Genomic DNA, 20958 nt, shown 5'->3' on the forward strand with positions numbered 1-20958 from the left:
AATCCAAGTGGGACGGAAACGCAGATTCGATTTTGCACTTGCGTCCCGAATCCCGAGCCACTGTGGAGTCGTATCGAAGCCCCTACGGCTCCTAATCATGTGATGCCACGGCGCTTGACAGACGTAAACCGAAGAACCCCGCCATGCATTCACTTCGGCCAGCCCATCGTCAGAGGGGACACAATTGCAGGACAAGCCGTTAGTAGGTCTTCAGCGCCAAGTCGATGGTGAGCACGATGCCGGCGAGTACCGCGGCGGCGCGCATGATGCGTGCGGGGACGCGACGGGTGATGGGAGGCGCGATGTATCCGCCGATGAAGCATCCGATGCACAGCATGATGGCGGCCGGCCAGTCCACCGCTCCCCTGACGATGAACACCACCGATGCGGTGATGTTCGCGCCGATGCCGATAAGCATCTTCAGCGCGTTGATCTTGTGGAACGGTCCGATTTTCGCGACATCAAGCATGGCCAGCGCGCAGGTGCCGGCACCCGCGCCGAAGTATCCCGAGTAGACGGCGACGGCGGACACGCCGAGCCAGACCCACCATGCATCCTGGCGGAGCGGTTGCACCGGACGTTCGAGCGACTGGGTGAGCGTCTGACCGGACGACTGAACGGGACCGGCCGACTGAACGGACGCCTGACCGGGACCGGACGGATAATCGGAACCAGACGAATGACCGGAACCAGACGAATGACTGGGGTCAGACGACTGAGCAGGACCGGCCGAACGACCAGAACCGGCCGGACAATCGGACAGCCGACCATCGCGCAACTGCGCCGAGGCGCGGGCGGCGGCCTGCTTGGCCTCAAGTCGTCCACGCGGATTGACGGCGATGACCAGCGAGCTGAACAGAATCAGCGCCGGCGCCGCATATTCGAATACCGACGGGTCAAGTTCAAGCAGCAGGAAGGCACCGATGACCCCACCGATCGCACCGATGGCGACATAGACGACCGCACGCACCGACTGCCCCGCGAGCTCTCGCTGCGCGCCGAGCACACCGCCGATGCCGGTGCCCATCACGCCGACCGTATTCGAGGCGTTCGCCAATACCGGTGGGATGCCGAAGGCCAACAGCGCCGGATAGGAGACCAGCGAGGACGCACCCACCGCATATCCCACGAATCCCGCGCCGATGCCGGCCAGCAGAATCAGGAATAGGGAGACGATCGAAAACCCCGCGATCATGCGAACATCCTTCTGACCGCGTGCGCAAGCCCGTCGCAGCGCATCCGCCATACCACACGAGCCGGAAATCCTAACACTTTCCTAACGGCCTTGAGCGAGAATACGCCAGCTGGGACATCCTGCGGGATTTTGCTTGATATGTGGACGCCGCACAATCAACGCAGACCCCAAAGCAAGCTCCCTCGAGCCGCAACGTACCGAGCCACGACGCGCCGAGCCACAACTCCCAGCGCAAAACGAAAGGCTCCCCTCAAATCATGAGGGGAGCCAATCAGCTCAGCGAGACAAGCAGACCCGTCACAGCGCGGCGTTGTATCCGCGCACCTTGAGCGTACGATGCGAGGAGGCCACGTTCTCGATGATCAGACGCTTCAGGGCGTTGTCGGCATCGGCGTGAGCGGCGAGCCAAGCGTCACCCAGCGAGACCAGCGTGGCCGGGTCGGCGTAGCCCGGATACAGACCGTTGAGCAGGGCGTCGGCCATGTGGTAGGTCTTGTTGGCCCAGATCCAGTCCACGGTCTCGAAGTACTTCTCGGCGAACGGCTCGGCCAGATCGGGACGCGGCGTGGCGGAGAAGCCACGGGCCACGGCCTCGAGCTGGGAGTTGGTCAGGTCGTCGTTGTGCAGGGCCTGATCCCAAGCCCACGCCTTGGCCTCGGCGGTGGCGCGGGAGGCACGGGCACCGTACGCGAACTCGCGGTTCTCGGTGGTCTCCTTCTTGGCCAGCTGGGCGTCCACCTCGGCGTCCGTCATCTCGTTGACCGAGGTGAGGGACTGGATAATGGTCCAGGTGAAGTTGTTGTCGATCTCGAGGCCCGGCAGGCTCACGGTGCCGTCCAGCAGACCGTGCGCGTTGGCGGCGAAGTCGGCGTCGCCTTCCTCGCCGTAGCCGAGGTACGCGGTAGCGAGCTGGAACTGCATGTCCGAGCCGGCCTCGGCGGCGTTCGCCAGCTTCCACAGCTCGGCGGCCACATGGCGCAGCACCTCCTCGCGGGCGTCCGGAGCCACGTAGTGGTGGGCGGTGGTGCTCATGCAGGCCAGCGCGTAGCGGAACGTGGTGGACTCGGTTTCGGTGGCCAGCAGTCGCAGGGTCATCTCCACGAAGCGCTCGGCCGGGAATTCGCCGTCACGGGTCATGTCCCAGAAGGCGAGCCAGGTAACGGCGCGGGTCAGGGCGTCGTCAAACCGGTGCAGGTTGGCCTCGGCGAACTTGAGGGAGTCTTCATCGAAACGGATCTTGGTGTACGTGAGGTCCTCGTCGTTGACCAGCACGATCGCCGGGCGCGGCTTGCCCTCCACCTCGGCCACGATGGTGGTCTCGCCGTCCACATCCAGCTCGAAACGCTCGGTGCGCACGATCTTGCCGGTCTCCTCGTCCTCGTTGTAGAAGCCGATGGCGAGGCGGTGCGGGCGCAGGATCGGATGGTCGGCCGGGGCGGTCTGGGTGAGCTTGAGCTCGGCGATGGTGCCGTTCTCGTTCTCCTCGATATCCGCGGCGATGGTGTTGATGCCGGACTGCTCGAGCCACTTGGCGCTCCACGCCTTGAGGTCGCGGCCGGAGGTCTGCGCGAGCTCGTCGAGCAGGTCGGCGAGCGTGGCGTTGGAGTAGGAGTGCTTGATGAGGTAGTTGTGGATGCCCTGGAAGAACTGCTCGCGGCCCACGTAGAACGCCAGCTGCTTCAGCACGGAGGCGCCCTTGGCGTAGGTGATGCCGTCGAAGTTCACATACGTGTCGTTGAGGTCGTTGATCGGCGCCACGATCGGGTGCGTGGTGGGCAGCTGGTCCTGACGCAGCGCCCAGCTCTTCTCGCCGGAGCAGAAGGTGGCCCAGGCGTCGTGCCATTCGGTGGCCTCGGCGGTGGCGAGGGTGGAGGTGAACTCGGCGAAGGACTCGTTGAGCCACAGGTCGTTCCACCACTTCATGGTCACGTAGTCGCCGAACCACATGTGGGCCAGCTCGTGCAGCACGGTCACGACGCGGCGCTCGGCCAGCGCGTCGGTCACCTTGGACTCGAACACGTAGGAGTCGCGGATGGTGACCATGCCGATGTTCTCCATGGCGCCCGCGTTGTATTCAGGCACGTAGATCTGGTCGAACTTGGCGTACGGGTAAGGCACGCCCCAGGTCTTGGCGTAGAAGGCGAAGCCCTTCTTGGTGATGTCGAACAGGTAGTCCACGTCCTTGGCGAACGCCTCGGCCAGGGACTGGCGGCAGTACTGGGCCATCGGGACGACGCGACCGTCCTCATTCTGGTATTCGGTGTGCCACTCGGCGTACGGGCCGGCGCAGATGGCGGTGAGGTAGGAGCTCATCACCGGGGTGGTCTCGAAGGACCACAGGCGGGTGGACTCGTTCGGCTTGTCGCCGAGGGTGCCGTCCAAGGTCTCGCGCGGGTCGTCCTCGACGGTGGCGGCCGGCATGTTGGAGGTGACGAGCCAGCTCTGCGGGGCGAGCACCTTGAAATCGAAGGTGGCCTTGAGGTCGGGCTGGTCGAACACGGCGTAGACGCGGCGGGCGTCCGGCACTTCGAACTGGGAGTACAGGTAGATGTTGCCGTCGGACGGATCCACGCTGCGGTGCAGGCCCTCGCCGGTGTTGGAGTAGCGGCACAGCGCCTTGACGGTGACCTCGTTCTTCTCCTTGAGGTCGGTCAGCTCGATGCGGTTGTCCACGAAGGCCGTGGCCGGGTCGAGTGTGCGGCCGTTGATTTCGATGGAGGTGACTTCGTCGGCGATCAGGTCGAGGAAGGTCGAGGAACCGGGCTTGGCGTTGAAGCAGACCAGCGCCGTGGAGCCGAAGTTCTTCGCGCCGACCGTCAGATCGAGGGTGACGTGGTAATGGATGGGGGCCTCGACGATGGCCTTGCGCTCCTCGGCCTCAACGCGGGTGAGATTGGAACCGGGCATGACTGATACTCCTTATAGTCGTCCTCTGGTGATCCGGGTTACCGGACCGGTGACTCGTGATGATTTGGTTGTGGTGCGTTTGGTTTCGCTGTGGTTCGATTGTGGTTCGATTTGGCGCGTTTCCGCGCGTTTTCATGGTGATGGCCCGGCGATTCCGCCGAATCACACTGAGTGATTCGCGGATTCACCGGGCCTGTCGGCTCATGGTTCAGCAGGTCACTGGATCACTGCTGTTCCACGGCGTCTACGTCCTGTGCGAGATCGGCCACGACGGGCACGATCATCGGCTTGCGATGCAGCTGGCGGGCCACCCAGCCACCCAGCGTGCGGCGGATGATCTGCTGCAGCTTGTAGGTGTCCTTCGTGCCCTGCATCATCGCGTCGTTCAGTTGTTCGACGATCTGATGGCGGACCTTGTCGAATTCGCTTTCGTCCTCGGCCACGGCGTTGAGGAAGATCTTCGGGCCGGTGACCACCTCGTGGCTGTCGGTGTCGACCACGACGAAGGCGGAGACGAAGCCCTCGGTGCCGAGGATGCGGCGCTTCTCGAGCTCCTCGTCGGTGATCTCACCCACCGAGTCGCCGTCCACGTACACGTAGCCGCACGGCACCGAGCCGACGACCGCGGCCTTGCCGTGGTAGAGGTCCACCACGTCGCCGTCCTCGGCGAGGACCACGTTCTGCGGGTCCACGCCGGTCTTGACGGCGATCAGGCCGTTGGCCACCAGATGACGGTTCTCGCCGTGGATCGGCATGGCGCACTTGGGCTTGACGATGTTGTACATGTACAGCAGCTCGCCCTCGTTGCAGTGGCCGGAGACGTGGACCGCCGCGTTGTCGCGGTTGACCACCTTGGCGCCGAGCTGGACGAGCTTGTTGATGACCTTGTACACCTCGTGCTCGTTGCCCGGAATCAGGGAGCTGGCCAGAATCACGGTGTCGAACTCGTTGATGTGGATGTCGCGGTGGTTGCCGTCGGCGATGCGGCCGAGGGCGGCCATCGGCTCGCCCTGCGAACCGGTGCACATGTAGACGAGCTTGTCGTCCTGGATGTCGTTGGCCTGCTTGAGATCCACCACGGTGCCTTCGGGGATGTGCAGGTAGCCCAGATCGGCGGCGATGGACATGTTGCGCACCATGGAGCGGCCTACGAAGACCACCTTGCGGCCGTACTTGTGGGCGGTGTCCACCACCTGCTGCACGCGGTGCACATGGCTGGAGAAGCTGGCGACGATGATCTTGCGGGTGGCCTGAGCGAACGCCTGGTCGAGCGCCGGGCCGATGGAGGTCTCCGGCTTGACGAAGCCCGGCACCTCGGCGTTCGTGGAATCCATCATGAGCAGATCCACGCCCTTTTCGCCGATCTTGCCGAACTCCACGAGATCGGTGATCTTGTGGTCGAGCGGCAACTGGTCGAGCTTGATGTCGCCAGTATCGATAAGGGAGCCCGCCGGGGTCTTGACGTAGACGGCCAGCGCGTCCGGAATCGAGTGGGTCACGGTGACGAATTCGAGCTCGAAGGGACCGACCTTGAGACGGTCACGGCCCTGAACCTCCACCTTGGTGGGGTTCTGGTGGTGCTCCTTGCACTTGGCGTCCACGAAGGCGAGGGTCAGCTTGGAGCCGATCAGCGGGATGTCCGGACGCAGCTTGAGCAGGTAGGGCACGCCGCCGATGTGATCCTCGTGGCCGTGGGTCAGGATGAGGGCATCGACCTTGTCCAGACGGTTCTTGATGTAGCTGAAGTCCGGCAGGATGAGGTCAACGCCGGGCTGCTCCTCCTCCGGGAACAGCACGCCGCAGTCGATGAGCAACAGGTGACCGTTGTATTCGATCACGTTCATGTTGCGGCCGATCTCGCCCAGACCGCCCAGCGGCGTGATGCGCATGGAACCCTTGCGGTACTTCGGCGGGGCGATCAGCACGGCGTCCTGCTGGGGCGCGGTCGCCGGCTGGTTCGCCGGCTTGCGGGACGTGGTGCCGCGGGAGGCGCCACGGGACGAGGTGCGGGAGGATGCACCGTTGGAGTTGCCGCGGCGTGCGGAGCCGCGACGGCGTGAATTGGAATTTCTGTTAGTGTTCTTCTGTTCTGCCATATCCTGATTGTTTTCTTGTTGTGCCCCTGCTTCGTCATTCAGAGGCGACGGGCGGGCAACCCGTTCACAGCAAGCCGGCTGCTCGCATGCCCTCGGTGGCCTTCTCCAGCTGGGTGGCGTCGGGACCGATGTTCGGCAGACGCATGGTGGTGGAGGGGATGTATCCCTTGACCTTGAGCGCGGCCTTGGCCATCACGGCCTGATAGCCGTCGCCGTTGAGCGCGTGGACAAGCGGGGCGAGCTGGTTGGCGAGACGACGGGCGGTGGTGATGTCGCCACGATCGAACGCCTGAACAAGCTGCTGCATGGGGTTGGAGGCGACGTGGGCGATCACGGAGATGATGCCGACGGCGCCGATGGAGAGGAACGGCAGGAACAGGCCGTCATCGCCGGAATACCAGGCGAGGCCAGTACGCTGCTGCTTCTCCACTGCGGCCGCAAGATCGCCGGTGGCGTCCTTGACGGCCTTGACGTGTTCGAGTTCGGCCAGTCGGTCATATGTTTCGACCTTGACCTTCAGGCCGGTGCGGCCGGGGACGTCATAGACGATGATCGGCTTCTCGGCGGATTCGTCGACGGCCTTGTAGTGACCGACGACACCGTCCTGCGAGGGACGGGAGTAATAGGGCATGACGACGAGCACCGCGTCGGCGCCCGCTTCCTGGGTCTGTTCGACCATGCGCACGGTGTGCGCGGTGTCGTTGGAGCCTGCGCCGGAAATCACCGGGACGCTGACGACCTCCTTGACCGCGCGGACCAGCTCGACCTTCTCGTCCATGTGGGTGACGGGCGATTCGCCGGTGGTGCCGTTGACCACCAGACCGTCCGCCCCATCGGCGACGAGGTGCTTGGCGAGCTTCTGCGCGGCCTCGTAGTCGATGGAACCGTCCGCTTTCATGGGGGTTACCATGGCCGGCAGAATGCGGCCGAAAGGTGCAGGATCAAGAAGATGCATGTCATGCTCGCTCATAGTGTTCACCGTACTTCCCGTTGTGGACTCTTGCAGGCTCTGTGTGATGAGCCATGATTATGGGACCGATTGGATTCCCGGGGCCGGTTCCGGCAATCGTGTCTTGCGATTGTTCTTGGCGATCGTTCCCAGTGATTGTTCCTGGCAATCGTTCCCAGTGATCGTTCCTGGCAACCAGCCCCGGCGATTGGTTACAGATCAAGGAAATGGTCGAGGCCGACCGTCAGCCCCGCCGGGGCGTCGCCGGCGAGCTTGCGCACGGCCAACAGCACGCCGGGCATGAAGCTCGTGCGGTCGAAGCTGTCGGCGCGGATGGTCAGCTGCTCCCCCGCGTTGCCGAACAGCACCTCCTCATGGGCGTTGAGGCCGCGCAGACGCACCGCGTGCACATGGATGCCGTCGATCACCTGGCCACGCGAACCGCCGTCCGTCTCGGTGGCGTCCGGAATCGGTGCCATGCCGGCGGCCTTGCGGGCCGCGGCGATGCCGTGCGCGGTGTGGATGGCGGTGCCGGAGGGGGCGTCCACCTTGGTCGGGTGGTGCAGTTCGATGACCTCGGCGGACTCGAAGTACTTGGCGGCCTTGACCGCGAAGTAGTCGGCCAGTACGGCGGAAATGGCGAAGTTGGGGGCGATGAACACCTTCTGGGTGTCCGGGCGGGGGCCGGAGGCGAGGGCCTCGCGCACCTGGGCGAGCTTCTCCTCGGTCCAACCCGTGGTGCCGACGACCACGTCCACGCCCTGACCGATCAGCGCGAGCACGTTGGTCAGGCTCACGCTCGGCACGGTGAACTCCACCACCACGTCGGTGTTCTCCGGGGTGACGGCGGTCAGGTCGTCGCCGGCGTCCAGCGCGAGCGCCAGCTGCGTGTCGGGCGCGTTGGTGACCGCTTCGACCACATGCGAGCCCATACGCCCCTTGGCGCCGACCACTGAGACCTTGATCATATTCTCCCCCTTGCTGCTGATGCAGTTGCCTACGTAATTTCGTTGTTCGCCGCTGTTCAGCGCCATCGTATCCGGCGCCGGCAATTCGGCAATCAGACTACCACCCGTATCCGCCTTGGCCAATGGACTGTCCGATGCGTGTACATCTCGGCACAGGTGGTGACCGGTCATTCACGTTCATGCGCGTACATCCCGTCACGGGCGACTACCGGTTATCACGTTCATGCGCGTACATCCCGTCACGAGCGACGACCGGCCATCACGTTCATGCGCGCACCGGCCAATCGCCCATGCACCGGCCAATCGCCCACACACCAGCTAATCACCTACGCACCGGCCTTCCGGCTGTTCGGTTACCCGGCTACCGATATTCCGGTTATCCAATTACTTGACTACCCGGCTATTCGAATATCCGACTATCCCCGGTTACCCGACTATCCCCGGTTACCCGGTTCCCAATTATCCTCGCCGATCCTCCTATCCCCGTCTTTTGGAGAGCCGCCAGCCGAGCAACGCCAACGGCACCGAAGCGAGGGTGAAGGCGCAGGGCAGCAGCATGCCGACATGCGGGCTGGCGGCGTCGAGCACGATGCCCGCCACGGACGACCCGATCGAGGTGCCGACCGTTCCGGCCGTGGTGACCCAGCTCAACCCTTCGGTCAGGGACTGCGGCGGCACCAGATCCTTGACGATGAGGTTGCCGGTGGCGAACAACGGCGAAACGGTCAGACCGGAGAGGATCTCGACCACACCGAGCAGTACCAGATGGTCCATGGTGAGGCGGAAGAAGGCGTATCCGACCGTGAGCAGGGCGAGGAACATGACCATGTGCCACCAATGCGAGCCTTTGAGCTGTCGTGAGCCGAAAATCAACGCGCCGATGCAGGAACCGAGCGCGAACATCGCCAGCTGCAAGCCCAGGAACGGCTCCAGACCCATGCCCTTCATCGTGGCGGTGATCGACACGTCGAACGAGGTGAAGCTCATGTTGAATACGATGAATACGGCGAGCAGCGGCAGCACACCGCCATACAGCAGCACGCTCTTCGGTTTGGCGCCACTGCGCCTGAGCTGTCGAAGGGTGAGCCGATCGGCGGCCGGGGAACCTGCCTGGGGCGATTCCTCGCCGGCCGCAGGGGTGGCGGAGCCATTCGGCATGGCCGCCTTCGCGTCCTTGGATTCAACGGATGCCGCCGAAACCGCAATCTGCTCCACCATGGCCGGAGGCTGCGTGGATCTGAGCGAGAGGAACACGGTGCCGCCGATGCCGCATGCCAGGGTGGGCACGAACAGCTGGGAGACGGGGTGCACCGACGTGGCCAGCCACGCCGCCAGAATCGGACCGAGGATGAAGACGACCTCATCGATGGCCGCTTCCATGGCGTAGGCGGTGTTGAGCAGCTGTTCGCCATCCGGAACCCCACGCAGGGCATATGACCACCGGGTACGTACCAGAGCGCCGAAGGAGAACTGGGTCAGCCCCATGACGACGGCCAATGCGAACAACACCGGAATCGGCACCCGCATCAGCGCCGCGAACGCGAACGAGAGCATCGCGGCAAGCTGCACGGCAAGCGCGATGCGGCCTACACGGGCCTGTCCGAACCGATCGAAAGCACGCGCGTAGAACGGCGTGACGCAGGACATGGCAAGCACGTAGACGGCGCTCATGGTGCCGGCAACGGTCCAATTATCGTAGATATGGTTCAACGCCAGCACGATGCCGAGGCTCATCATGGAGATCGGCAAACGCGCCACGGCACCGGACAGGCAGAACGCCTTGGTGCCGGGCAGCGCGAACAAGCGCTGGTACGGCGAATGTGCGGACGACTCCGTCATGGTTCGGGTCGTAGACATGATCCTCCTTACTGGGGTGCGTTCCGGCATGTGCGCCCGCCCACACATGCCATCCGAGGGTAGCGGTCCCCGAGCAACGTCACGCGGTGCGTTTCAGCCGCGGACCCTTGGCGAGACGGAGGACGGCAGCCCCACGAGTCCGTATACGCGCATATGCGCATACGCCTCGCAGGGCCGTATCGTCGCTCGTCGCTATCGCGATTTCGTCATCGCGACTGCATCTCGCGATAGCACTATCGCGGCTGCATCATCGCGTCCGCAGAGTGCGATCGATGCGTTCCACTGCATTTACTGCATCGATCACCCCCACGGGCGAGCCTCTCGCAACAGGGTCATGAACCTTCGCGGTTCAGTCGTTGTCGGATTGTTCGGGGATGCCGGAGCTCAACTCGGTAAGGATTTCCTGTTCTGTTTTGCCGCGGGCATGCAGCTCGCGACGGTCTTCATCAGACTCACTGACATAGTAGAGAGTGGCGTCGATACTGTCCAACGGAATGCCCTCGACCGCCGCCAGCAGCAATCGGTACATGTCGAGCTGGGCGAGTTTACGCGCCGTATCCTTCGGATCGGAAGGCCTGCGGCCGGTCTTCCAATCGACCACGGTGTACCGTTTGCCGGCATCATCGGGACGGAGTCCGCCGGCGAACACCGCATCGAGCTTGCCGTTGACCAGGCCGATGCCCGGCACGTTCACCACGATGGACCGTTCGGTCCAGACCGGCAGACGGCCGGCCCAGCGCGAAGTCTCCAACCGTTGGCTCCACAGGCGCAGTTGCGCAACGTCCGCGGTTTCGGGGGCTTCGGATGGACCGCCTGCCAGACCGTCGTCCAAGTCTGCGTACTGCCCGTCGTACGACAGTGCCTCATGGTCCGGCCGACGTTCGTTGAGGAACCATTCGGCCCAGGCGTGGAACTGTGTGCCCAGTTCGGCCGCCGGCGAGGACACCCGTGGTATGGGGCGGACGATGCCACGCCAGTAGGCGCGTTCCTCGCGCTCCCCCATACCGCCCATGCGCGCCTGCAGACCGGTGACGTTCTGACGGCCCGCCGCAAGTATGCGCTGCGCCTTGGCTTTGACGGCGGCATCCAGTTCGTTGCCTTCCAAGGTCCCCGCCATGAGATCAGCATCGTTCACCAGCAGCCGCGCGCGTTCCAGCAACGGCCCGGGATGCTCGTCGGGCGTCTCCCGGGCATCTCGCGGCAAGTCGCCGTCCGGGCAGATGCCATGCGACGAGTCACTGCGCGGCGAGTCACTGCGCGGCGAGCCACTATGCGGTAAGTCATCATGTGGAGGGGTGACAGTCATGGAGACGTCCTGTGGGGAATCACCGTCTGCGGAGACACTGTCCAACGAAGCGTCATGCCGGGAGACCTCATGCGCAGAGACATCCTGCATAAGGGTCCCATGCATATGACCGCTACGTTCCGATGACGACGATCGGGTCCGAATCTCCTCCACACCGCGGGAAAGTCTATCCGCGATCTGCGGGCTCAACGAGGCAGGCCAAGGCAGGCTCGTCTCCCGGCTCGCATGTTCGATGGGCGTACGCCACGCTTCGCCGACGACCATCTCGCCGTACTGTTCGGCGTGCTCGCCCACGAAGTAGCCCTCGGGCGGGGCGATCGTATCCACCGGAACAACCGTATCCGACATGAGTGGCGTTCCCTCAGGGGCGCCAGCACCCGGCAGACCATGCACATCCCGCTGACCATGTGCGGTCTTCGCACCGACTGCGTCTTTCGCCTCGACCACCCCGGCATGCCCATGAAGCGCGTCGTGCACCTCCAGCCAGAAGTTGGAGGGTGATGAGGCGCGAGACCCCTTCGCCACCAGTGAGGGGTCGCGACCCGGCTCCCCCGCATGCCGGCAGTAGGTCAGCAGCACATCCTTCTTGGCGCGGGTGAGCGCCACGTACATGAGACGTCGTTCATCGGCATGGAGACGACGGCCGTATTCCTCGGACTGCGTCAGATACCAGCCTGCGGGATCGACCTCGTCCACGCCGTCACCGTATTCGCGCATGGAACCGAATGCCTCATCATCGATGAGTTCCACATCGTCCAGCGACCGCAATGCCTCTATGGGGTCGGCCCCCACCTCGGCGTCGTGGGGGAATCGTGGCAGAATGCCGGCGTCGGCACGCATCGGCACCGGCACGGCCACCGGATTGACCAGCCAGGAATCGGCCGTCTCGTGGTATTCCGGCGCCCGCCACTCCCCTTGCTCCGTGCCGCCGGGATGCCGCTCGTCAAGGACGATCTTCAGATGGTCCCCCTGATTGCTGGGGAATCCGCCCGCAGTCAACCCCACGACGGCGACGGCGTCCCATTCCAGTCCCTTGGACTGATGAACGGTCATCAACTCCACATCCACCGGGCCATCCGGCATGGCGGCGGCCTCATCCTCCACCGAGGCAAGATGATCGACCCACGACATGAACCCCTGCAACGTGGGCATCTGATCGACTGCGATCTCCTGACTGTAGGTATCCACCAAGTCCACGATGGCATCGGTCGGCATATGGGCCAGCGTGGGGTCCGCCTTATGGCGCCGGTTGCGCAACGCCCCGGCCACCACGGTATCGATGTCGAGGTCCAACGCCTCCACGGCGGAGCGCACCACATCCGCCAGGGGATGCCCGATCATGCGATGGACCCGGCGTAGCGCGTCGGCGGCCCGCTGCAAGGCGTTGCGGCCATCAGGACTGAGCCCTTCCGTCAGCGCGTCAAGGTCGGAACGCAGGAGCACATCGGGGAGGAATACCGCATTGGCCACCTGATCACGGTATTCGCGCACGATTGCCGCCCACTCGCCGCGAGGGGCCTCCGGATCGGCCAGCCCCGCCTGGACCAACGCCTTGAACCGCCGTTCGGTGTTGCAGGTTTCGGCCACATGGGCCAGATCGGCCAGATCGGCGGCGGACATGGCGAAGCGTGGGGTGGCTAGCAGGCGCATCAACGATGCTGAATCCGTGTGGTCGGCCGCAACATGGAGCAGGGCCAGCAGATCCCGGATTTCGGGGCGTTCGAGCAGGGCGGAGTATCCGACGACAAAGGTGGTCAGACCGGCCTGTTCCAATGCCGCCTGATATTCCGGCATACGGGTTTTGGAGCGGAACAGCACCGCTACCGGAGCCTTCTGTTCCGCCGGGCGCCCGTTGGCGTCCACCAGACCGGGGTTCCATGGATCATCGGACGGTTTGCGGAACCGGCTGATGGCGGCTTTGCAGAATCGCGTCACGGCGTCGATCTCCTGACCGCCGGTGTCGAATCCCAATACGCCGAGTGTGCCTTCGGCCGCATCTGGCATGGCATCCAGCGGTGAGACATCCACCTCATGCATCAGCGAGCTGGAAACGCGTTCAGGACGCGACCGCAGGGGCAGCGTCAAATCGTTGGCTGCTTCGAGCACGATTCTGCTGTTGCGCCGAGTCACCGTCAACGGGAACGGCTTCGAGCCCGACGGCATGCGAAAGTCCTGCTGGAACATGCGGAAGGCTCCGGGGCTGGCCCCACGCCATGCGTAGATGGACTGGAACGGATCGCCCACGGCGTTGACCGCGGAACGGTCGATCGTTCGGACGGCACCATTGCGGGAACCGTCGCGCGAGCCGTCAGACCGAACATCATCGGGTCGAACAGTCTCAACCCGGAGACCGTCGGGCGCCGCGTCCTCGGCATCCGTATCGGCACCATCCGTATCAGTATGGAACAATGCGGCGAGCAGAGCCGCCTGCGTGGTGGAGGTGTCCTGGTATTCGTCCAGCAGCACGTGGCTATAGCGGCGCCGCATGCGCTCTCCGATGGACGGGAATCGCTCGATGAGCTGGTACGCCGCAAGTGTGAAATCAGGGAATTCCGCCATGTTGCGGTCATGCTTTGCCTGGCTGTACGCCTCGACCAACTGCAGGAGAATGTCGCGCTTGCGGGTGACGGCCAGCAATTCGCCGCAATGGTAGACGCACCGACTGTGCAGCTGCCTACTCCGTTTGTCCAGCTTGGCCTGCCATGTGGCGTCCGTGTCCTTTTTGGTCCGCTCGATTTTGGCGATACGCGGCTCATTCTCGGGCATGGTTTCGCCTTCAAGCGCCTGCTCAAGACATGCGATGAACGCCGTATCCCAGCGGCGGACGCGTTCCACGGCATCCTCGAAGCTGGTGCAGCCCGAGCCGATCATGGCACTTCCTATGGCTGCGGACAGCTTCAGCACCTGCGACGCCAGCGTGCCGAACGCGCCGAAGTCCTGACCGAAAACCAGATCCATATGCTCATCGATGACTTCGGTGGCCAATTGGAGCGCACCTGCCTCGCTCAACGGCTGAGTGTTCTGATCGAAGCCGACCAATAGCCCATATTGACGCACGATGGACTGGAAGAACGCGTCATACGTGAACACCGCAGGCTTGAGAAAAGCACGATCGCCGGGCACGGTTCCGGCGGCATCATGGTCCGTCGTCGTGGATATGCCCGATGCAGCCGCAGCAACGGGTGCGCCCTCCATTCCGGATTGCGAGGCCCTTGACGCCCCATCCAAAGTCAGCGTATCCGAATTCAGCGCATCCGCAGTCGGCATATCCGCAGTCGAAGCGTATACCGCCGCAGATACGCGTTCCAGCAACTCCCCAGCCGCCTTACGGGTGAAGGTCAGACCAAGAATGCGCTCCGGCGGCACACCACGCTCGATGAGCGCGATGATGCGTCGCGTCATGGTGAACGTCTTGCCGGAACCCGCGCCGGCGACCACCAGCACGTCGGCATCCGCCGGTGCGTCGATGATGGCGGCCTGTTCTCTAGTGGGAGTGAACGCACTCATGCTTGCCTCGTTTCGAATATGGTATCGACCTGCCCGGCGCAGGCCGGGCAACTCTGCTTCATGCGGCAGAACGCCACATGCGTGGGCTGCGGATGGGCCGTGATGGTTGCCGAACGACTGGCCGCACCAGCGTAGAACACGCGGGCAATCATGGTCAGGGCCCACATCGTCTGGGTGCCGGCCAGAGCGGAGAAGCGCCGCCAATCACCCGCTTCCACGCCCTCCGGCGGATTGCCAGGGTCCGGCGTCGGCATGTCAAGGAAAGCGCCGGCGTCCTTGTAATGGAAGCGAGGTGTGAACGGTTCGGCGTTCAAGGTGCCATGGGTGAACAGCGGCGGCTGGAAGATGCCCTCGGGCGCGTAGCTCTGGGCGGGAGCGCCGTTCTGCCCCACATGGAACAGCTCGCTTTGCCCAATCGGAGGCATCGCGGCGAGCGCCACCGCCCCGCGCATCCGGCCTTCCGGGAATGCCAGCCCCAGCTGATAGCACACCAGCTGCAGATCGTTGAAGATCTGCTTGACGGATGGGACCTTGCCGGTCTTGTAGTCAATCAAGCGGACGCTCTCACTGCCATCGGCCAGTATGCGGGTCTCCATACGGTCGATACGGCCCGACAGGCGAATCGTCAGATGCTCGTCCATGCCCTCCGGCCATCCGCCCACCAAGGTGCCCATGCACGCCATGAGTATGGACCGGCTCACCGGCTGCATGCCCTCGAGCCCGTTATAGGTGTCGAGGATGTCATCGAGATTGAAACGGGCCGCGAATTCGCGCTCGCATTCGACATGCTCCAGCCGGCCAAGTTCGATGGCCTCTGCATTCCTGCCCAGATAAGCACCTGCGTCGCCGTCGGACGCGACGAAGTAACCAGCGATGTTGGACAGCATATCCGCGGCGGCATCATCCTTGCGAATCGCGGCGTATCGGTCACGGGTGTCCGTGATGGCATTCGGATCGGTTCGTTTGGATTCGTAGATGGCGCGCAGCCGTGCCGTTACCGCGTCGATGCGCTGGACGGAGGTCGCGGAGGCATCCAAGCCCAGGCTTTGCATGCGCTCGGGATCGGAGTTCAACCGATCCAGTCCCTCCTCGCTGCCCTGCTGCGCAACCGTATGAATCAATGTGCCGAATGCCGTGGCCACCGAACCGGGTCGGGGACCCGCGAAACGGTTTTCCAACATCCAACACACCGGACATGCCCAAAGACTGTCCACCGCGGAGGGGGACAAGGCGGCCACTGGCACGGGTTCTCCGGCATGACCGGCATCTCCCCTGTTGTGGCCGGCCTCGACATCACGAGCACCGACATCACCGGTACCGTCTGTGACGTCTGTGACGGATTGCGTAATGGACCGCGAGCCAACGTCCGCAGCATCACCATTCGTGGCATCGCCTAAGGCATCATTCAAGGTGTAACCTGCTGAGCCGTTCACAGTATCGTCTGCGACGGCACCGCTCATGTCATCCGGTGTGCCGGCCTCACCTTCCAGTGCGCCGCTTATACCGGTTTTACCGATCATACCGTCATCGCCGTTTTCGACTGCGGACCTCGCGAAGGACCAATCATCAGGATCAGCCGCACTCATGCCGTTTCCAGCCAGTAATGCCAACGCCGCAACGGCATCCTCCGACTCTGCGGAACCGGCGTCCGCAGTAGCCAAAGCCACGCGGGCCGCGGCGACCAGCCCTCGTGGGTCGGCATCCAGACCGGCAAGATCATACCGGGTTTCTTCGCCGCCTCCCACCGAGGTGTATCGCGCCTGGGCTTTGGAACGAGGATAGCGTTCCGGCAGATACCCGAACAGGAAATCCGATGGGGTCAGGTCGTCGTTCCACACCGCGCTGACGCTCACCTCGCACGAAGCGCGGGTCAATGCCACCAGGAAGCTTTTCTTCTCGCTGGACAGCACCGAGGCCAGTCTGGGGTCATGCCCATCCATGGCACCATGGTCGATTCCGCCATGCAATACAAGGTCGGCGAGGTCCTCGCCCCCGAACAAGGCGTTGCGTCCCGCCAGATTGGGCCAGACATCCTGTTGGACCGCCGGCAACCACACGTATTTCCAATGGCGGCCCGACGCACCGGCCGGAGTCGTCAAAGTCAACGCATCCTCCACCGGTCCGACGTGGGCCAGGGAATCGGCCTGCACCTCCATGCCGCGCACCTGCGCCATGAATCCCATGATGTCCCTGCTGGCAGTGGAGTCCTCGGCGAACTGGAACAGCCGCATGGCCGCGTCAAGTCGATCATTGGCGGCACGCCCGTCTGCCGTGTTGTCCAACGCCATGCGCTGCCATGCCGATGCGACGCCAGTGGCGTCCCAAGCGACCGATAAGGCATAGCGGGGCTGACGGCGCTGTTCGGCAGGCAACCGTCCAAGCTTGCGGGCGATCTCGCTCACCATGGACCACAGATTGGCGAAGGCACGGGCCTGTGGGTCCTTGCCCAGCACCAATCGCACCGCATCGACCACCACGTCCGCGGGCGCCACGGTCTCCTCATCGAACACCAACAGCACGTAGAGCGCATCGGAGCCGAATGCCGGAGCTTTCTCGAAGGGGGCGCCACCTCCTCCGATCAGGCTGTCATCGACCGTGATTCGGGAGCCATCCCGCACAGCGTTGCCGTCTACATCATACAGTGGCCGGGATGCCCTCCCCTCACCGTCGAGAGATGCTTCAGCGTTCTCCCGAGACTCGTCAAGAGATGTTTCACAATCTGTTTCACAATGCGTTTCACGATATGTTTCACACATTGTCGCCCATGCCGCCACCAAATTGTCCACTACGGTGCCCGAACCGGCGATGCCGGCTAGAGACTCGATGGCATCCATGGCCGATTCGACGGATGCCAGACGCGCCGGCATACCGCTCCCCGGACGCGCACCCGTGCCAATCAAAGGTCCGCCCATGATTTCGGCGACGCGTCCCCGCACATAAGCCGCGACGGCACCCAGTCCCAACCGGCATCCCGACACGCCCTCACGGCGCAGCTCGGCAAGCTCGACGAGCGCAAACAGCCCCCGCACCAGCGATTCGTCCTTGAGCGGGCGGGTGATGGATGAATACCGCACCGGAACACCGTCACGACGCAGCCGTTCACCGTATTGACGCACCGTGGCATTGTCATGGGCGATGACGGCCATGTCGTTCCAGCGAACTCGATGGTCAAGGTGTGCATGCTTGATACGCCAGACGGTATCGTCAAGTTCCTCGCGCGGCGATCGGTACAATCCCGCATTCAAACTGCCGTCAACGGCGTAGGCGCACCCGTCGACCTCGCCGCCGCTCCGGCGCCCCTCGCCTCCTATCCTGCCGGCCCGCAGCGCCTCGACCAACTTCCCCGGGCGCCTGGCCAGCGGCAACGGCTCTTCCTCGGGCGAGGCGATGGACAGCGATACGCGCGACGCCATGATACGGGCGGCCCCGATCATGGCGCCCGAGCCCGACGCCGCTTCCTTTTCATCGGTTCCACCCGGCTCCGTCACGGTGTCGCCGTCTTCGGCGATGTCATCAGAGACGTCATCCACCAACGCGGCGCATGCCCCCAACGGCAGCTCAATGGCATGCAGCGACCCGGTAACCGCCTGCCGCATGAGGTATTCAGGATAGGAGCCACGGAAGGTCTGCACGGCCTCGTCAGGATTGCCGACCAGCACCAGCCGAACGCCCGCTTCGTCCAGCGCCTCCACGAAGCGCAGACCAGCCAATGTGGTGTCCTGCACATCATCGATCACCAGCAGCCGCGGCAAATCCAGCGCGCTCGGGCGCATGTCCCGGCCATCACGCTCGATCGCCGCCCTGACCGCACGGGCGCCGGCCACCAGTAGGTATGAGGCATCCAGACGGTACTGACCCGGATATGCCAGACCTTGGATTGCGATGTACTCACGGCGCAGTGCGAACGCCAGCCCCCATTGCACGGTCAGCCTGGCATCCGCGGCGACATCCGCGATCAGGCCGGCCTCCTGCTCGGAGCTCACCCCGAGTTCATCAAGACGCGCGAGCATGTCTCGCAATTGGCCGATGAACGCATCCGAAACGCCGCGTTCGAACATGTCGGCGCTGGTCGCACCACCCTCCTCCGCTCCGGGGCCGACGGAGAATCGGGATGCCGACGCATCGGCATCATGGACCAGACCGACCCAATCGGACTGAGCGAAGTAGTGGCGCAGCAGCGCGCATGTCCGGCAATCATCCCCCACTCTGGCATGCCACACATGCGTCGCCATGACCCGCCTCAGCAGCGCATCCTGTTCGGCGCCGTTGAGCAGTTTCGGCAAGGCAAGTCCCTCGGCGCGCCTGGCCGCCGCAATGGCCCGGAACGCCACGGCCCCCAATGTGGTGACCGGTCTGGCCTGACCCGAGAATCCGATATGCCGTATCACACGGTTGCCCAAGGCATCCGCAGTCACACGGCCGGACACGGCCATGACCGCGTCGGCGCTGCCATAGCGGCGGAGTCCCGCCTGCAGGACGGCGAGCGCGAAATCGGTCTTGCCCGCGCCTGGGGCGCCGACCACCAACCTCGCCGTGCCGTCTCGTTCCAAGCCGTCCAATATGGCCGATGCGTTCCATTGCTCACTCATGGCTCAAGCGTAACCCCGGTTTTCAAGGAGGGAAAAATTTTACCGACCGAAATAATCGGCGGTATCGTCGGCAGTATCCTATTGAACGGATGTGGGGAGCATCCGCACCCAGAGAAGGGAAGGCAGATGGCCAATAACCAAAATCAGCCGCCAAAGTTGCCCGGCTACGATTTCGTGCAACTGCTGGGCGCTGGAGCCACGGCAACGGTGTACCTGTACCGTCAGCGCATGCCCGCACGTCCCGTGGCAGTGAAGGTCAGCGCGAAGACCCTCGACCCCCGCGCCGCGGCGTTGTTCAACCGCGAAGCCAATTTCATGGCCAGATTGTCGTCGCACCCGTACATCCTTCCGGTGTACGACGCCGGTGTGACCTCCGACGGCCACGGCTTCATCGTGGTCGAGTACGCGCCGGGCGGCACCTACAACAGCATCATGAAGGCCCAATCCCTGACCTGCGAGCAGGTGCTCGATCTGGGCATCAAGCTGGCGAGCGCGCTGTTCACCGCCCATCGCAGCAACATCATCCACCATGACATCAAGCCGAGCAACATTCTCATCACCGCGCAGGGGCTGCCGGCGCTGGCGGACTTCGGCATCTCCACCGACGTGTATGACCGCACGGAAACCGGATTCTCCCCGCCGTGGGCCCCTCCCGAAGTGCTGCAGCACAGGACCAACGGTTCCGAGGCCGCGGATATCTATTCGCTGGCGGCCACGTTGTACGCCCTTCTCGTGGGGTGTTCGCCATATCAGCATGAGTATCATCCACGCTCGCAATCCGAGCTCATCGACCTCATCATCAATCAGCCGCTGCCTCGCATCAACCGTGCGGATGTCCCCGCGGACGTGGAATCGGTGCTGCGTCGCGCATTGGATAAGGACCCAGACCGCCGCTACTATTCGGCGCTTGAATTCGCCCGCGCCTTGCAGCGCGCACAATTCGCGCATTTCGGCCACGCCACGCCAGTCACGGTGGAGGGCATGCCGCAATATCCCAAGGATGTCGAGCGTCGTCGGCGGTCTGCCGACAATCAGTCCGGACCGGCATCCGTGAGCCGGCGTGGTTGGGTCAGGCCCGTCGCCATCGCGACGACCGTCATCGCAGTGCTGGCGGCGATCGGTCTGACGTTCGCATTCGTGGTGCTGCCCCGCATGGACAGCGCCGTGGGCCCGGGCTCCCGGGAACTGATGGCGCCCGGCACCGACGGCACCGACGACGCGAAGTCCGGGCAGGGGGACAATGCGATCACCGGCACGTCAAACGCCCCCGTCCCCTCGCCGGAGAATGTGACCGGTTCTTACAGCACGGACAGTTCGTCGGTGACCTTCACCTGGACCAATCCGGACCCGCAGAACGGGGATGCCTACGCATGGTCCGTCATGGAGGGCAGCGCCGCCGATCAAAGCGCCAAGACCACCACCACGACGCAGACGCAGGTGACCGTGGACGCGCAGGAGGGGGCGCAGACCTGCATTCAGGTCTCGATAGTCCGAGAGAACCGCCAGATGTCGGCAAATCCGTCCATCGCATGCGCAGCCAAGCCGCAGTGACCATGACGGCCATGACAGTGGTTCGCACGCCCG

Annotated in this window: 10 protein-coding genes; 2 read left to right on the plus strand and 8 right to left on the minus strand. The window is 64.0% G+C overall.

What is annotated here, in order from left to right:
• Window positions 1-199: 199 nt before the first annotated feature.
• Window positions 200-1195, minus strand: a complete 996-nt coding sequence (locus BG22_RS08335) for a sulfite exporter TauE/SafE family protein (RefSeq protein ID WP_140494767.1) — start codon at window positions 1193-1195, stop codon at window positions 200-202.
• A 297-nt stretch (window positions 1196-1492) separates the two neighbouring features.
• A complete protein-coding gene (pepN, locus tag BG22_RS08340; protein WP_140494769.1) occupies window positions 1493-4102 on the minus strand; it encodes an aminopeptidase N in 2610 nt (869 codons plus the stop codon).
• On the opposite strand from pepN, the gene BG22_RS10890 reads away from it, so the two are divergent.
• Window positions 4101-4277 (plus strand): hypothetical protein, encoded by a 177-nt coding sequence (locus BG22_RS10890; protein ID WP_158216935.1) that lies wholly within the window; start codon window positions 4101-4103, stop codon window positions 4275-4277. The two genes, pepN and BG22_RS10890, sit on opposite strands and share 2 nt — an antisense overlap.
• A 49-nt stretch (window positions 4278-4326) precedes the next feature.
• On the opposite strand, the gene BG22_RS08345 is transcribed toward BG22_RS10890, so the two are convergent.
• From BG22_RS08345 to BG22_RS11220, 6 genes are all read right to left on the minus strand, one after another.
• Window positions 4327-6198, minus strand: a complete 1872-nt coding sequence (locus tag BG22_RS08345) for a ribonuclease J (protein ID WP_094667127.1) — start codon at window positions 6196-6198, stop codon at window positions 4327-4329.
• A 64-nt stretch (window positions 6199-6262) separates the two neighbouring features.
• Window positions 6263-7168, minus strand: a complete 906-nt coding sequence (gene dapA, locus BG22_RS08350; protein ID WP_094667128.1) for a 4-hydroxy-tetrahydrodipicolinate synthase — start codon at window positions 7166-7168, stop codon at window positions 6263-6265.
• Window positions 7169-7359: 191 nt separating this feature from the next.
• A complete protein-coding gene (gene dapB / locus BG22_RS08355) occupies window positions 7360-8115 on the minus strand; it encodes a 4-hydroxy-tetrahydrodipicolinate reductase (protein ID WP_094667129.1) in 756 nt (251 codons plus the stop codon).
• Between the two features lie 477 nt (window positions 8116-8592).
• Window positions 8593-9972 (minus strand): MFS transporter, encoded by a 1380-nt coding sequence (locus tag BG22_RS08360; protein WP_140494771.1) that lies wholly within the window; start codon window positions 9970-9972, stop codon window positions 8593-8595.
• Between the two features lie 349 nt (window positions 9973-10321).
• Window positions 10322-14785, minus strand: a complete 4464-nt coding sequence (locus BG22_RS11215) for an ATP-dependent DNA helicase (protein WP_233428093.1) — start codon at window positions 14783-14785, stop codon at window positions 10322-10324.
• Complete coding sequence (locus BG22_RS11220; protein ID WP_233428095.1) at window positions 14782-19374, minus strand: PD-(D/E)XK nuclease family protein; 4593 nt, start codon at window positions 19372-19374, stop codon at window positions 14782-14784. The genes BG22_RS11215 and BG22_RS11220 overlap by 4 nt, the downstream gene beginning before the upstream one ends.
• 126 nt (window positions 19375-19500) lie before the next feature.
• On the opposite strand from BG22_RS11220, the gene BG22_RS08380 reads away from it, so the two are divergent.
• Window positions 19501-20925: a serine/threonine-protein kinase gene (locus BG22_RS08380; RefSeq protein ID WP_140494773.1), complete on the plus strand. Its 1425-nt coding sequence runs from the start codon at window positions 19501-19503 to the stop codon at window positions 20923-20925.
• The last annotated feature ends 33 nt before the right edge of the window (window positions 20926-20958 follow it).

It is taken from the genome of Bifidobacterium sp. UTBIF-78 (genome assembly GCF_006408945.1).
Lineage (GTDB): Bacteria > Actinomycetota > Actinomycetes > Actinomycetales > Bifidobacteriaceae > Bifidobacterium > Bifidobacterium myosotis.